This window comes from Kerstersia sp. (genome assembly GCF_052103615.1).
Classification (GTDB): Bacteria; Pseudomonadota; Gammaproteobacteria; order Burkholderiales; family Burkholderiaceae_B; genus Kerstersia.
Map to the genome: position 1 here is coordinate 18,423 of NZ_JBQEKA010000001.1, position 14,847 is coordinate 33,269.

Consider the following 14,847-nt stretch of genomic DNA (forward strand, 5'->3'; position numbering starts at 1 on the left):
CAGACTCCCTAATTAGTGGGCGGCGCTATCCGCCGTTCTGCTACTGGCCCCGACCGCCGGGTTAGGCCAATCAATCACGGCGCCGTAATCATTGATGACTTTGGGAACGATGCTGAGCGCAGCGTTACTCGCCGGGCACACGCTCAATGGCAACTGCAAGGTGGCAAACGGCATGGCCATGGCGCCACGACCAAATTCCTCGCCTTCGCCGCTGACTTCTATCGTCGAGAAGTTCACGATATAAGGCGATGTATTCTGGATCGACAGCGCGCAACCCGCCGCCCCATTGCGTTCCAGATCCCACAGCAATTGTTGCGGCCCGCGCAACCCGTCCTGAATCGCTGTCGGACGGTAGAAAAACTTGATGCGGGTGCGCGTTGCAATGCTCAGGGTGTTGTCCTCACCACTGGCTTTTTGCGGCACTTCCAGAACATTCAGCCAGAAATAGGATTCACGGTCCGGGGGCAAACCCTCGCCAACCTTGGTAATACTCAGGCCACGCTCGGCCTGCCCGTCCATGCGGCTCAAGGGCGGCGTCACGAAAAACGGCGTGTCCATCCCGCCGTCCGGGCCTTCCATCCAGGTCTGCATGACATAGGGGTAGTCCGTCCGGTTTGTTGCATAAATCGAAGCGTGCTTATCCTGTTCCTTCATCACCACCCGGGTATTGGAAAGCTGCACGGCGGCCTGGGCGCCCTGCGCTGCCAACAGCATTGCGGCCCCTGCAACGGCAACTACATACACAAACTTGCGCATGGTGATCTGCTCCTAAATACGGTCTCTTCAATACGGAACTCAGGAATAACTCACGGTAAACGTGGCTCTGGCTGTCAACGTTCCGGTCGTTATCGGCAAACTATCCACGACATAGCGAATCGAGAAAGGCAAAGTCGTCGTTGCCCCTTGCAGGTTGTAATTATTCGCGCTGCCGTTCATGGCAACGTCCCCGGTTACCCCCGGCAAGGTGGACGTCAGCACCAGCGACAAACCCGTCACCGACGTCGTCAAATGCGTAGGCGACCCGGCAACATACGGCCCGGTAAAAGACACAGTCACCCGGCTGGCGGTAGAGACCGCGCAATTCGTCAGAACGATCTGAGCCGTTTTTCCGGTTGCCACGCTTTGCCCGACATGCGTAAAGGAACTCGTCCCGACATCCGGCAGCAGGATTTCCTGACTCACACTGGACAGCACGCAAGTCGGCCCCAAAACGGACCCGGTAATCGTGATCACAGTCTGATTGATCTGGGCATGCACTTTTTCCGGCACGGCACCAAACAGCGCCATGCCACACACGATAGGCACTGCATATCTGATGGCAATAGACACTCTGCCCTCCCAGTGACATATGACCGCCCGGCCAGTCCAAAAAAAGGGGCAAGACCTGCCAGTAACAGGTCTTGCCCCAACCCGATTACGAGTAGGTCACCGTGTAGGTGGCGGAGGAGTTCGCGGTACCAGCCGTCACCGCCGCAGCGGTGGACTCGTAGTAAGCCTCGAACTGCAGACGGTTATCACCGTCATGCAGTTGGAAGGCGATACCCGTCGTATTACCGAACTCGACCGGCTGGCCGCCTACGGGGCGCAGACCGATGGCGACGCCATCAGCCGTCGAGGTGTTGTCCAGCGGCAGCAGCACGCCCGAACCGTTGACGGACTCGAACAAGAAGGTGGCCGTGTCCAGGGTCGAGGTGTCGCAACCCGACAGCACGATGTCGAAGTTGCGCACCGGCGACTTCACGCCGACAGCGCTGAAGATGTTGTTGGAGATATCACCCAGCGGCACGTTGATGCTGGCGGAGTTACCCCCGATGGAGCAAGGCGACGTGGTGATATTGCCCTTGAAGAAAATTTCACCGCCATCAGCCATGGCGGTACCAGCAGCGGAAGCCAGGCCAACGGCCAGCAGAGCGCTCAGAACGGACTTTTTCATGTCATTTCCTTTAAGGAAAAATAGTTGACGACAAGGAGCAGTGACGTGATCACGAACCTTCGACCGCGGGCCGGCTGACGCCAGCCAGGCGTCCCAACAAGTACTGCCCCCGCCCCAGCAGCCAACTGCCAGGAACGAAAAGGCCGTACCGCAGGAGCCTGCCGCGCCAGTGCCGTGACTGCCTGACGCCAAGCGCAAACTTGACGTCTTCGATGTACCAGCCAGCCGGAATTGCAATACCGCGTGCAAAAGCTGGATAACGGCGCATCAAACGCTGACACGGAATGGCCCAGACGCGATAGCCCTGATAAACAGAAGCAGGCATCCTTTCGATGCAATAACGCGAGTCATGCACCCAATCCTGAAAGGAAATGAGATTCTGGCGCCGCAATTCATTGCAAACGATTTTGTTTGCACTGTCTTCCCACAAATGGCTAACTCGCATCTTTGATCTCCGACTGTGATCATCCACTTCATGCATCGGCGTTCCCGCCTCTGCTACCCGCCGTAATTGGACAGGCACGGCCATATTAAGCAGCACAGTTCCCTTCAACCATCAGAAAACTTCTAGATCAATGAATTTTTATACCTGCCAAACCTTAATTTCCGGGAAACATAAAAAGATCCCGCCAAATAAATGAAACAAATAATGACCTGAAATAACCACCCAAAATATGAAGTGGCGTCATGCAGATCACTGAAAGGCATTAAAAGTAATGCTGGCATTAATATCAGCACGCCCAGACATGCCCTGGCACCTGCCCAATAACCTTCTTCATGCCAGGTTTGCGGCAATGCGCGTGCCGCAAACAACAGCAGCCAGCACAGCAATACGCCGTTTCCTGCCACCCCCAGGATCACTGCGCCCATGCGCAGCGGCCACAGCCAGACCAGCCCCGCGACCAAGGCGACCAGCAGTGTCGCCAGCGCGACCGCGCGCACTGGCGTTCCCCGCGCGTCCAGCGCGGCCAGCGCGGGGGGCAAGTGCCCTGCGCGTGACAGGCTGAACAGCAGACGGGCGGCCACATAGAGCTGCGCATTCAGAACACCGGCCCCGAATAGCACCACCACAAAATAAAAAATCTCTTTCATATAAGGCACTTGTGCCATTGTCATCAGCACGACTAGCGGCGAAGGCTGCGTCGTGGAGACCTGCCATGGCACCAGCCAGACCGACGCCAGCAGCACCAGCATATAAATCACTATCATGCTGAGCCCGCCGCGAAAAAGCCGTGCGGCCCGCGTCGCTGGCGGCTCCTGCGCCTGGGCGGCACTCAGCGACAGCATCTCTACCCCCTGAAAGCTGAACAAGGCCATCAGCAACACGGAACCCAATGCAGCCAAGCTCCAATCCTCTGTAGGCCAAGAGAGTTCCGGCGGCTGTTGATAGGGCTGGATCACCCAGGCCACATAGCAGGCAACAACAACAAAACCTATAAATATCAACAGCTTGAAATAAGAGAAAAATAGCGCCAGCCGAGAAAAAATACGGATGCCGCTCGCCTGTATCCATACCAGTCCAAAAAACAACACCCCCATGGATACGCTGACCGGCCCGCCCCAGACCTGCGACAGGTAGCTGCCCAATACACCGATTTCGCTGCCAACGATAAGAATGAAGGCGCAGCAATAGGTCACCCTGGCGGCATAGCCGGCATAGCTGCCCAGCCTGGCCTCGATGTAGGCAGCGAATCCACTGACTGGCGCCCCCAGCCGGATCACCGCGCGCAGTTCCAATGCCAGCAGCACCATGAACCCGGCAGCCAGCGCATAACACAGCCAGAGCCAGGGCCCCGCCATAAAGCGCACCAATTGCCCGCCTTGAATCAGGCCGCCACTGATTCCCCCCCCAACCGCCATCCAGAACCAGGCCTGACGAGAAATCCCCTGGGGTAAACCCGATTCTCTCTTGATGATCGAATTAAAAGACTCCATTCTTCAGGCCCTTTATTTGTATCGTAAAGTTTCAGAATTTCATTTCACAATAATGACATAACAGACGAATCCCTCCAGCCATCACACATTGCAATTTTGTGAAAAGCCTATGCGGCTGAATAGATAAAAAATGCCGCATCAAGAGAAACTCAATAATTTCCTTCAAACATCCATGAAAGCCTACATCGACTCACCCGAATATGGGATATCAGCAGATCGAACAATGTCTATTTTTGGCTAGCTTTTAATCTATATTGAAAAATCCAAGGCAATGAACAAATACGTCAATCAGGAATTGCCCGTTCCTGTCACCGCAATTACCAGATAAGCGAAAAAAAACAGAGGGGTCTGTTTCCACAGACCCCTCTGTTTTTTTAACGAATCACGGCGCCGCATTTACGCCCGGATAATCGGCCCCCGCCACGCGTCCAGCACGCTCGCCAATAAGACCACCATCAGCACGGGCAGCAGCCAGGCCAAGCCCTGCGCAGCCAGCGGCAAGACAGCCAGCCAATCTGGCTGCCAATGCCCCATCCCCATGCCATCCAGCGCATGAATGGCGCCAAATACCAGTGCCACCGCCATGGCAGGCGCCACCACCCGCCCCGGCGCATGCCAGTACTTCCAGCAGAAACTGAGCGCCACCATGACGATGCAGGGGGGATAGATCGCCGCCAGTACTGGTTCCGACAATTGGATGAGTTTCGTCAGGCCCAGGTTGGAGACCAGCAAGCCAAAACCCGTGAGCAGGAAAACCAGGCGCCGGTAAGAGATCGGCAAGATCCCGCTGAAATAGTCGGCGCAAGCGCAAGTCAGCCCCACTGCTGTCACCAGGCAGGCCAGGAACATGAGAATGGCAAAGAAAGCGCTGCCCACATCGCCAAATACCGTCTGCACATACGCATGCAGCACCGCCGCGCCATTACTCGCAGACCCGGCAATTTCATGGCTGCTCGCCCCCAGGCGGAACAGGCTCATATAGACCAAGGCCAGCCCCAGGCCGGCGGACAGCCCGGCAATAATGGCGTAACGGGTAATCAGCCGGGGCGAATCGACGCCTTTGGAACGGATGGCATTGACAATCACGATGCCGAACACAAGGGCGCCCAGCGTATCCATGGTGAGATAGCCCTTGATGAAGCCTTGAGCAAACGGCGCCGCCTGGTAAACCGGACTCGCTTCCCCCGCCATGCCCTGCGGCAACAGAAAAGCAGCCACGCCCAACACACCCAGCGCCAGAATTTTCAGGGGTGCCAGGAAACGACCCACCGTATCGAGCAATCTGCCGGGATACAGCGATACAAGCAGCACCACCATGAAATACAGCAGCGTATAGATAAATAGCGTTAACGGCGTGTCGCCAGCCAATGGCGCGATGCCGGCTTCAAAAGACGCCGTTGCCGTTCTGGGTGTGGCAAACAAGGGGCCAACCAGCAAATAGCAGGCTGCGGCCAGTATGCCGCCTGCCGTGCGCCCTATCGGCCCGCTCAGGGCATCCATAGGGCCGCCTACGCGCGCCAGCGCCACGATAGTTATGACCGGCAAACCGACGGCGGTGATCAGAAAACCCAATGCGGCCGTCCAGACATGCGGCCCGGCCTGCAGGCCAATAATGGGCGGAAAAATGATGTTGCCTGCCCCGACAAACAGGGCAAAAGTCATGAAGCTTAGAGCCAGGATATCCTGGGATTTCAATGATGCCATCTTGGATATGAGACCGCGTGCAATGCGGCTTGTCAGAAGTCATCGCCAGAACGGCGGCAGCACGGCGGATACCCCCGGCTCCCGCGCCTGGCAAGCTTTCCGGCACCAGGACACAGGTCAACCGGAACGGCTGGCGCGATCATGGCACGGATCGCCGTCATGACAGGAAGCGGGAAGGGAGAATGAGGTACTGCGCGGCGGGCGAGGGTTGCAAATGTAGCACAGCGCCCCCCTCTGCCCGGCCGGCCACCCCGGCAAGAAACCCCTTGTTCCGGTGATTCCCTGTGCCCGAGGTTCAGCGTTCAATCGGCTCTTGTCCCTGGACAGAGCGATGACCACCACAACACATCAAAGGGGAATTCCAGATGCGTAGTCTGACCACACTCATACTCTCGACATGCAGCGCCCTGGTACTGAGCGCATGCGGCGGCAGCGACAAGGATGACGCACCCGCCACACCCGTTGCCATCAACAGCGTCACCGTCATCGGCGACAGTTTGTCTGATATCGGCGCCACTGGTATCCGATATACGGTCCAAGCCGCCCAGGGCGAGCCCTACCCGCTCTGGACCGATATCATCCGCAGCCAGACGCAAGCGCCTGCGGCCTGCAGCTACTATCTGTTAAGCAGTCCGACGACCTTCAATCAAATCAGCGGCTGCACCAATTATGCGGTGGCTGGCAGCCGCATTCATGCCTCGCTGCCCGCCTCTCCTTTCCATATTCTGACGCAGATGCAACAGGCCCGCGCCATTACCGGCTCTGAAGGTTTTGACGCCGGACAGTTGCTGCTGCTCGATGGCGGCGGCAATGACGCTGCCGACCTGATCGAAGCCTATCTCGCCCTGCTGCTCAGCGCCCAGGGCACAGGCACGCCTGACCCAAGCGCCTATGCCGCCTTTCTGACGCCGGTGCTGGGCAGTTCGGCGGTTCAGGCATGGCTGCAATCCGGCCCTCAAGGCGCGGAACATGCCGCACAAGCCTATATGCAAGCGCTGGCCCAACAGTTTTCCCATGCCATCCGGCAAGAGTTGCTGGATGCCGGCGCGCCGCGCATCGCCATCCTGAATATTCCGGATATCACGCTGACACCGCGCTTTCAACCCATGCTGCAATGGCTCGCGGCGATGCCTGGCGGCAGCCCCGCTCTGGCCCAGCAGATGCAAACGCTGTTTCAAACCTGGGTGCGCGCTTTCAACCAGGAACTGGCCATGGCATTCGAACACACCGATGAGGTCGTGATTATTGATGCCTTCGGCCAGTTAGGCAGGTGGGCTGAAGCCGGTGCCGATTTCGGTTTCACCGATACCCGCCATGCCATCTGCCCGGCCGTGGACCCTGCGGCGCTGATACCTGACTATGACATCGCGCAATGCACCGACCGCTATCTTGATGCGCACGCGCCGGCTTCGCAGGGCAGCGGCTGGTGGCAAAGCTACGCCTTCGCCGATGGCTTCCACCCCTCTCCGCTGGGGCATAGAGTCATGGCACAGGCCGCCGCCGATGTCATACGCGCCAAAGGCTGGTACTGAATCAGGCCCGGCGCATTGATGCTGGCCCGGCCTCAATCGCCGCCCGGGCCAGGCGCGGCACTCCCTGTCCGGCTGCCTGCCGGACAGGGAGTGCGCAGATCGTCATTTCAATGCAGTATTTCTCAAGATCCAAAATACCAGGGCAAGCTCTTCATGCAGATATAAATTCCATATAAAACATGGCATTAACTCCAAAAAAATAATTCTTTCAAAGAATACATCAAGTAATACTTAACAAAAATATCACGTCATGCCACGGAAAAAACCGCAGCCTACAGTGCGCTCTTTTCCACCAGGAGCATGACATGACGACACATTTTTCCCGCCGCAAGCTGGTCAAGGCAGCGATGCTGGGCTTGGCTTCAGCCACCCTTCCCGCCTGTGGCGGCGGCAGCGACAGCGATTCGGGCGTTCCGCCAGACACCGGCGAACCGACGCCTGACCCCGGCACGGGCCCGGAACCCTGTGTTCTGCCCTCCCCCCAGATCGGGCCGCAACAGCCCCGCGGCCTGCATGTCAGCTGGACGGATGATTTATTCACCACCCGCACCATGACCTGGTTTACTGATGGCAGCCGCGACCCGGGCAGCCTGGTGGAATATGGCCCGCTGGATGCCGGCATGGACGAATGCCAGCGGGCCACCGCGCCCTTCCCCTTCCGCGCCAGCGGCCTGAGCCATCAAACTTACGGCGTCGATGCGCTGACGCACGCCGCCACCATCAGCAGTCTGGACCCCAAGCAAGGAGTCCGTTATCGCGTCGGTTCCTCCGCTGGCGGCTGGAGCCCGGTGCAGACGCTGCCCCCCTTCCCCACGCAAAAATTCCGGTTTTGCCACTTCGGCGACCAAGCCGTGCGCGATTCCAGTGTCCGTGTCATGGAAAGCGTGCAGGCCCAGCAGCCTGACTTCTTTGTCATCGCGGGCGACCTTTCCTATGCCAACGGCGATCAGCCAGTATGGGACCGCTATTTCGACATGCTGGCGCCCTATACCTCCACCATCCCGATGATGTCCTGCCCCGGCAACCATGAAGCCAAGGACGGGCGCGGCCAAGGCTACCGCAGCCGGGTAAGCCAGCCCGGTGAAGGCACCTATTTCACCTGGGATGTGCACCGCGTGCACTTCCTGTTCAGCACTGGCGGTTCCCTGCTGCGCGATATCTCCACCTCCAAAGAGCTGATGGAAGAACTCGACTTCATGGAAAAGGATCTGGCTGATGCCTACCAGCGCCGCCAGAACGGCGAAATCGACTTTATCGTCCTGGTGCAGCACTACCCGCTGTGGACGAACACCGAAGGCCGCAGTCCCGCCAATTTTTCGCTGGTGGCGCTGGAAGAGAAGATGCTGTTGCGCTATGAGGTTGACCTGGTGCTGGCCGGTCACGACCACCTCTATGAGCGCTCGCATCCCATGATGCGCGGCAAGCAGGCGCAAGGAGGATATATCCAGGTCACGCAAGGAGGCGGCGGCAAATCGCTGTATTCATTGATAGACAAACCCGCTGCCTGGGCAGCCGTTTCGCGCGTTTGCCATGGCTATACCGTGCTGGAAGTCGAAGGCCGCACCTTGCGCGCACTAAGCTATGCCGTCAGCGATAGCGCGGGCGAGCTATTCGAGCCCGGCGCCGACCAGCTGATAGACAGTTTCGAGATCAATGCCCGTGTGCCTGCGGCCAGCCCAGCCCGTGCCGCGCCCGTGGCGGGCGCCGCCCTGGCCAGCCCTTTGGCCTTGCCCTTGCGCAAAGCCAGGCGCCTGGAAGACATGGAAATCGACTTGCATGCCATGCTGCTGCATACGATCCAGCGCAATCGCGACCACGACCTGCATGAAGAAGGCCTGGAACACGACGATTGACACCCCGCCTGGCCAGCGGCTGGCCCGTCCTACCGGACGAGGCCGCCGCAACCAGTGCCTGGCGGCATGGCACAGGCTCCGGTTCTTGCCCTATGTTATTGGGCCGGTGCCGTGAGTTTCTGTGCCGCTTCCAGCAATTCTGCCGCATTGATGCCACGGCGCGACGCATCCTTGACCCAATCCTGCGACACCCCTGCTGCAGCCTGCTGCAGGGCCGCGTAGTCTTCCGGCGCAATGTCGATCAGACTGCCAGGGGCCGACGCTGCCTTGGCGTCACGCGTGAACTTGTCCCAGGCAACGCCAAAGCGCGTGACCAGCGCATCGCCGCTGTTGCGATCCAGGATTTCACGCAGATCGGCCGGCATCTGATCGTATTTGCGTTTGTTCATCAGCATCGCCAGAATGGTGTGGCTGATGGCGGGATCCCCTTCCGCAATGGCGCTGTGATATTGCGTGACTTCATCCAGTTTGGTCGAAGGCACGACTTCCCACGATGCCAGCGCCCCATCCACCACTCCCTTGGAAATGGCTTCGGTCATTTGCGCCGGCGGCATGCTGACCGGCGCGGCGCCCCAGGCTTCCAGAATATTGGCGCCAACACGATGCGACGCGCGGACCTTCATGCCCTTGAGGTCTTCCAATTTTCGCACCGGCTGATTGCGCATGTGCAGATCCATGCCGCCGCCGGTAAACATGGCCAGCACTTCATAGGCCTTGTATTCATCCTTGAGGTGGTCTTTATAGAACTGCCAGATCAGCTTGTTGCTGGCCTCATTGCCAGTGGGCAGGACAAAGGGCAGCTCCAGCACTTCCGTACGCGGGAACTTGCCCGTGGAAAAGCCAGGCCCCATCCAGACGATATCGGCCACGCCATTACGCGCCTGGTCCGGCAAAGTGGCCGCGGTACCGCCCAATTGCAAGGACGGATAAATCTGGCACTTGATGCGGCCGTTCGACTCCGCCCCCAGCTGCTCGCACCAAGGCTCAATGACATTGACCTGAGCATTCGAGTTCGAAGGCAGAAAGTGGGCGATTTTCAGGGTGACATCCTGCGCCTGTACCGGTGCGGCGGCAATAAATGTCACCGCGCAAACACCGGCTGCCTTGCTGAGTAGTTTCATGACTGCTGTCTCCAGATAGTGGTCCGCTACGACGCGCTGTTCCACTGTTCCAAACAAAAGTGTGCGCCGCAGCATAACGCTGTTGATAATAAGTTACTAGTGATATAGGCACCCGGACGAGGGACAAATCGCATCCGTGCTTCCGTGGCGCCGCGGTTCTTCCGTCTTTCCGAAGGATTGCGCCGGGCCTCCCCGCCCCATCGCAAACGCTCGCCAGCCTCACACCATTACTGCAAGCACAACCACAAATACGCAGTTATGCCGCAATGCAACCAATTTATAAGACGGATTATTGCACAGCAGTCTGATTTGATGCTTATAATCTGCGCATACCAGGAGACAAGCGCCTGGACAGCCCGCCGCCCCTTGAAGGGCCAATTCAGAACAACAAGGACTATCCATGCAAATCACCGTCGGAGACTTCCTTATTCGCCGCCTCCGGGAACTCGGCATCGAACATATGTTCGGTGTTCCCGGCGACTACAACCTGCAATTCCTTGATCAGCTGCAAAACGACGGCAGCGTGGAATTTGTCGGCTGCTGCAATGAACTCAACGCGGCCTATGCCGCGGATGGCTATGCCCGCCTGCGCGGCGTCTCGGCGCTGCTGACCACCTACGGCGTGGGCGACTTGAGCGCCATCTGCGGGATTGCCGGCGCAGCCACTGAACATGTCCCGATGGTTTGCATTACGGGGGCACCGCCGCTGCACGCGATGCGCCGCAACCTGCCGCTGCACCACACGCTGGCCGAAGGCAATTACGACGATGTCATGATCTGCCTGCAGCAATTCACCGTGGCCCAGGCACGCCTGACGCCGGAAAATGCGGTGATTGAAATCGACCGCGTCCTGACTGCCTGCCTGCTGGAGAAAAAGCCGGTTTACCTGCAGCTGCCGTCCGATGTTTCCCATGTCACCATCGAGGCGCCGGCCGCGCCGCTGCAACCGCGCGCGAAAAATGATGCCGCCCGTCTGCAAGAAGCTGTCCGCCACATTCTGACGATCTGGAACGAGGCCCAGCAACCCGCCATCCTGGTTGACATGGATGCCGAGCGCTATGGATACGCCGACGCCCTGCTGGACTTCGCCGCCGCAACCGGCACACCGTATGCCGCCCTGGGCAGCGGCAAAGCCGTGCTGCCGGAAACGCATCCGCTCTCGCGCGGCCTTTATGGCGGCCGCAACTCGGCCCCCGCCACGCGTGCACTGATTGAAAACTCGGATTGCCTGCTGTATGTCTCGCCGCGCTTCATCGAAGGCAACTCCGGGCTGTTCACGGCCCGTTTGCCCGCCAAGGGCGGCATCCGTCTATTCGGCCATTCCGTGGAAATCGACGGCACCGCCTATTACGCCGTCGAACCGCATGATTTGCTGGCCGCGCTGAAGACTGCGCTGCTCAATTCCCCCGCCGCCGTCCCGGAAGGCCAGGCGCCGCGTCTCGCGGCCACCAGCCCGGCCACGGATGCGCCTTTGAGCCAGGCCCGCCTGTGGCCGCGCATTGCGCGTTTTGTTCGTGCGGGCGATGTGGTGGTTGCCGAAGCCGGCACGTCGAATATTGGTTTGATGCCGCAGGCCCTGCCTGAGCAAGTCAGCTATATCAATGCCAGCATCTGGGGAGCCATCGGCCATACCCTGCCCGCCATGCTGGGCACCTGCCTGGCCGCGCCGGCACGGCGGCATCTGCTGTTCATTGGCGACGGTTCATTCCAGCTGACCGCGCAGGAACTCTCCACCCTGCTGCGCTACGAACAAACGCCCATCATCTTCCTGGTGAACAACCGCGGCTACACCATCGAGCGTTTCATTCTGGGCATGCGCGACGCCTATAACGATGTCGCCAATTGGGACTACCAGGCGCTGCCCGGGGTGTTTGCCGGCCAGGATAAATACCTGACGCTTTCGGCACGCACGGAAACGGAACTGGAACAGGTGCTGCAACGCGCGGAAAGCACGCCAGGCCGCCTGGTGTTTGTTGAACTGCACCTGGACCCCTTCGATGCCCCTGAAGGGCTGAAGAAATTCGGCCCTGCCACGGCCGAGTTCGATTACGGCCCGCTGGGCCCGCAACGCCTGCCGCAAACAACCGTCCCCGCATGATTGTCCGGGCGTTTTGACGCCCTGTCCGATGATGTTTCTTCAGCCCCAGCCGGGGCTGTCTCTCCGAAAGACCGGCGGCGCTTCAACCCGCTGGAATTTCTTTGCTGATTCTTCAGGCCGCGCCTGAAGAATCAGTTTTCTTCCAGCGGCAAACCATTGTTTTCCTTGACCCAATCCATGACGAAACTGGAGCGGCAGTCGCGCACGCTTTCATGGTGCAGCAGCTTGTCGGAAATAAAGCGCGAGAAATGATTCATGTCGCGCACTGCCACGTGCAGCAGGAAATCCATCTCGCCGGTCAGGGACACACATTCGACCACTTCCGGCCAAGCTTGCACTGACGTCTGGAACAACTCCTTGGGGCCGACCTGCGCAGCGCCCACCTGTTTTTCCAGCCGCACATTGACATAAGCCATCAGGCCTATGCCCGCTGCCTCGGCGTTGATCACGGCCCGATAGCCCTTGATCAGGCCTTCGGATTCCAGACGCTTCACGCGCCGCAGCACGGCTGAAGAGGACAAGCCGACTTCCGCTGCCAGGACATCAAATGAAGAACGCGCGTTTTCCTGCAAGAGCCTAAGGATGCCCAGATCCGCTTTATCAAGCTGCATTGATTTCCACTTGGATTTGAAATGAGTGCCAAGAAACGCAACCCGTATCCGAGCGCCACGCCTCTCATCCATGCCTTGCCCGCGCCCTGTCCTGAAGACCCGGGGCCCGAGACCCAAGACCCAAGACCGGCTTCCCGGCAAGCATGTCACAAATTCTAAATCATGCATGCTGCCTGCATGCCCCTTCTGCCCCGTCAAAATACCTGTAACCTGGCATAAATTCCGTCAGAACCAGGGATAACCCCGGCTTCCGTCATAAAATTTCCGCCATACTCCCGCCACTTTTTCGTCTTCGCGAGCGCACATGGATAGGCTTCAGGCCATGAATACGTTTGTTGCCGTCGTGGATGCCGGCAGCTTTGTCGGCGCCATGGACTCGACCGGCCTGTCCAAGCCTGCCGTGTCCCGCCAGGTTGCCGAGCTGGAACAGCACCTGGGCATCCGCTTGTTGCACCGCACGACACGCCGTCTTTCCCTCACCGATGAAGGCCGGCTGTATTACCTGCGCTGCAAAGAAGTGCTGGCAGCCGTGCGCGAGGCCGAAGATGAGGCTGGCGCGCGGGCCAAGCAAGCCCATGGCCGGCTGCGCATTGGCGCGCCCCATGATTTCGGCATTCTGCATCTGGCCCCTCTGTGGGCGCAATTCATGGCGCTCAACCCGCAAGTCGAGATGGACATTGTGCTGTCCGACCGCGTGGTCGATCTGGTTGAAGAAGGCTACGACATGGTAGTGCGGATCGGCAACCTGAGCGCCAGCGGGCTGGTAGCCCGCCCGCTGGCCCAGACCCGCATGGTGCTGTGCGCTGCGCCGGATTACCTGGCGCGTCATGGCGCGCCCGAGCAGCCCGGGGATTTAAGCCGGCATGCCGTCATCAGTTACAGCTACTCATCCCATGGCGATGACTGGCGCTTTACGCACGCCGACGGGCAGCGCAGCAGCCAGCGTGTGCAACCGCGCGCCTACGCCAATAGCGGCGCGACTTGCCTGGCCCTGGCGCTGGCTGGCCAGGGCATTATCCTGCAGCCGGATTTCCTCAGCCATGCGGCTTTGGCCAGCGGCGCGCTGGTGGAATTGATGCCCTCATGGCAGGCCGGCACCATCGCTGTGCATGCGGTTTATCCTACCCGCACGCTGCTGCCGCTCAAGGTGCAGCTATTGCGTGATTTCCTGGCCGCTGCGCTGCAAGCGCCGCCCTGGCGCCAGGCCTAGAGCACCGACCAGGGCGGCAGCCAGGATTGGGCAGTGCTGCCCAGGGCAATCGTGGCCTGGGCTTCGTGCGCCAGCCTGGCCAGCGCCCCCGGCTGCCGCAACAGCAGGCGGCGCTGAACCACCGTCAGCCAGCCCTGGCGTTCCAGTTGCTGGAATATCCGTGTCAATTGATGCCGCCCCACATTCGTCAGATCGACAAATTCCTGGCGGGTCACGGGCATATCCAGCAACACACCGCCCTCTACTGGCACACCGCACTGCCGGGCACAGGCTAGCAAGACGACGGCCAAGCGCACATCCGGGCGCGTGATTTCCGCAACACTGGCCAGTTCAATGGCTTGTGACAGACGCTCTTCCATGATGGCCAGCACGTTTTGCCGCAAGCGGGGAAACATTTCCAGCAACTGCTGAAACCGATCCCGGGGGATCGCGCTCACGACACAGCGCCCGACCGCCACACTGCGCACACCTGGTATGGCCGGATCAGGCCGCCGCACCGCGCCGACTGCGCCGAAAATATCGCCCGGCAAACAAAAACCGGACACCAGCGTCTGGCCGCCGGGCACTTGCCGGTATTGTTTGACACGCCCTTGCTCCAGCAGGAAAACCTGCTCGCCATCGGCGGCAACAGGTGCGCGTGAACGGAATATCAGACTAACGGCATGCGATTGGAAAGCCGTACGAGCCTTGGTGCTGGTCCCGGTGAAAATGTCCGGTACCTTGCGGCGCCAAGGCCTGGTTGCATGATCTCGCATGCCTACGTCACTCATCAAAGGAGGGTCTTTGAAACAGGATTCCTCGCTGATCCTGCGGCCCACTCAGTGTCGGCATGCGCGGTATCTGTCTGATT

At 59.5% G+C, this 14,847-nt stretch carries 13 protein-coding genes; 4 read left to right on the plus strand and 9 right to left on the minus strand.

Annotation, left to right across the window (positions count from 1 at the left end):
• Positions 1–12: 12 nt before the first annotated feature.
• The 6 genes from ACTJGZ_RS00075 to brnQ form a co-directional block, all read right to left on the minus strand.
• On the minus strand, positions 13–756 hold the full coding sequence (locus ACTJGZ_RS00075) for a fimbrial biogenesis chaperone (RefSeq protein ID WP_441660919.1): 744 nt from the start codon (positions 754–756) through the stop codon (positions 13–15).
• A gap of 39 nt (positions 757–795) precedes the next feature.
• A complete protein-coding gene (locus tag ACTJGZ_RS00080; RefSeq protein WP_441660920.1) occupies positions 796–1,305 on the minus strand; it encodes a fimbrial protein in 510 nt (169 codons plus the stop codon).
• A gap of 109 nt (positions 1,306–1,414) precedes the next feature.
• Positions 1,415–1,933 carry a fimbrial protein gene (locus ACTJGZ_RS00085; protein ID WP_441660921.1) on the minus strand — a complete coding sequence of 173 codons (519 nt, stop codon included), beginning with the start codon at positions 1,931–1,933 and terminating at the stop codon, positions 1,415–1,417.
• A gap of 49 nt (positions 1,934–1,982) precedes the next feature.
• Complete coding sequence (locus ACTJGZ_RS00090; protein WP_441660922.1) at positions 1,983–2,414, minus strand: hypothetical protein; 432 nt, start codon at positions 2,412–2,414, stop codon at positions 1,983–1,985.
• Between the two features lie 86 nt (positions 2,415–2,500).
• Positions 2,501–3,868, minus strand: coding sequence for an amino acid permease (locus tag ACTJGZ_RS00095; RefSeq protein ID WP_441660923.1), 1,368 nt, complete (start codon positions 3,866–3,868; stop codon positions 2,501–2,503).
• Between the two features lie 396 nt (positions 3,869–4,264).
• Entirely contained in the window at positions 4,265–5,572 is a 1,308-nt protein-coding gene (gene brnQ, locus ACTJGZ_RS00100; protein ID WP_441660924.1) for a branched-chain amino acid transport system II carrier protein, read from the minus strand.
• A gap of 365 nt (positions 5,573–5,937) precedes the next feature.
• On the opposite strand from brnQ, the gene ACTJGZ_RS00105 reads away from it, so the two are divergent.
• Together ACTJGZ_RS00105 and ACTJGZ_RS00110 are read left to right on the plus strand one after the other, a co-directional pair.
• A complete protein-coding gene (locus ACTJGZ_RS00105) occupies positions 5,938–7,104 on the plus strand; it encodes an SGNH/GDSL hydrolase family protein (protein ID WP_441660925.1) in 1,167 nt (388 codons plus the stop codon).
• Between the two features lie 305 nt (positions 7,105–7,409).
• Entirely contained in the window at positions 7,410–8,957 is a 1,548-nt protein-coding gene (locus ACTJGZ_RS00110) for a purple acid phosphatase family protein (protein WP_441660926.1), read from the plus strand.
• Positions 8,958–9,052: 95 nt separating this feature from the next.
• Here ACTJGZ_RS00110 and ACTJGZ_RS00115 read toward each other — a convergent pair whose 3' ends face one another.
• Positions 9,053–10,078, minus strand: coding sequence for a TRAP transporter substrate-binding protein (locus ACTJGZ_RS00115; protein ID WP_441660927.1), 1,026 nt, complete (start codon positions 10,076–10,078; stop codon positions 9,053–9,055).
• Positions 10,079–10,478: 400 nt separating this feature from the next.
• On the opposite strand from ACTJGZ_RS00115, the gene ACTJGZ_RS00120 reads away from it, so the two are divergent.
• Positions 10,479–12,176 carry an alpha-keto acid decarboxylase family protein gene (locus ACTJGZ_RS00120; protein ID WP_441660928.1) on the plus strand — a complete coding sequence of 566 codons (1,698 nt, stop codon included), beginning with the start codon at positions 10,479–10,481 and terminating at the stop codon, positions 12,174–12,176.
• A gap of 131 nt (positions 12,177–12,307) precedes the next feature.
• Here the strand turns inward: ACTJGZ_RS00120 and ACTJGZ_RS00125 are convergent, their stop codons facing one another.
• Complete coding sequence (locus tag ACTJGZ_RS00125; protein ID WP_441660929.1) at positions 12,308–12,787, minus strand: Lrp/AsnC family transcriptional regulator; 480 nt, start codon at positions 12,785–12,787, stop codon at positions 12,308–12,310.
• A 322-nt stretch (positions 12,788–13,109) separates the two neighbouring features.
• Between ACTJGZ_RS00125 and ACTJGZ_RS00130 the strand changes: the two genes are divergently transcribed.
• On the plus strand, positions 13,110–13,997 hold the full coding sequence (locus ACTJGZ_RS00130) for a LysR family transcriptional regulator (RefSeq protein WP_441660930.1): 888 nt from the start codon (positions 13,110–13,112) through the stop codon (positions 13,995–13,997).
• On the opposite strand, the gene ACTJGZ_RS00135 is transcribed toward ACTJGZ_RS00130, so the two are convergent.
• Positions 13,994–14,752 carry a Crp/Fnr family transcriptional regulator gene (locus ACTJGZ_RS00135; RefSeq protein WP_441660931.1) on the minus strand — a complete coding sequence of 253 codons (759 nt, stop codon included), beginning with the start codon at positions 14,750–14,752 and terminating at the stop codon, positions 13,994–13,996. The genes ACTJGZ_RS00130 and ACTJGZ_RS00135 overlap by 4 nt on opposite strands.
• Positions 14,753–14,847: the final 95 nt, after the last annotated feature.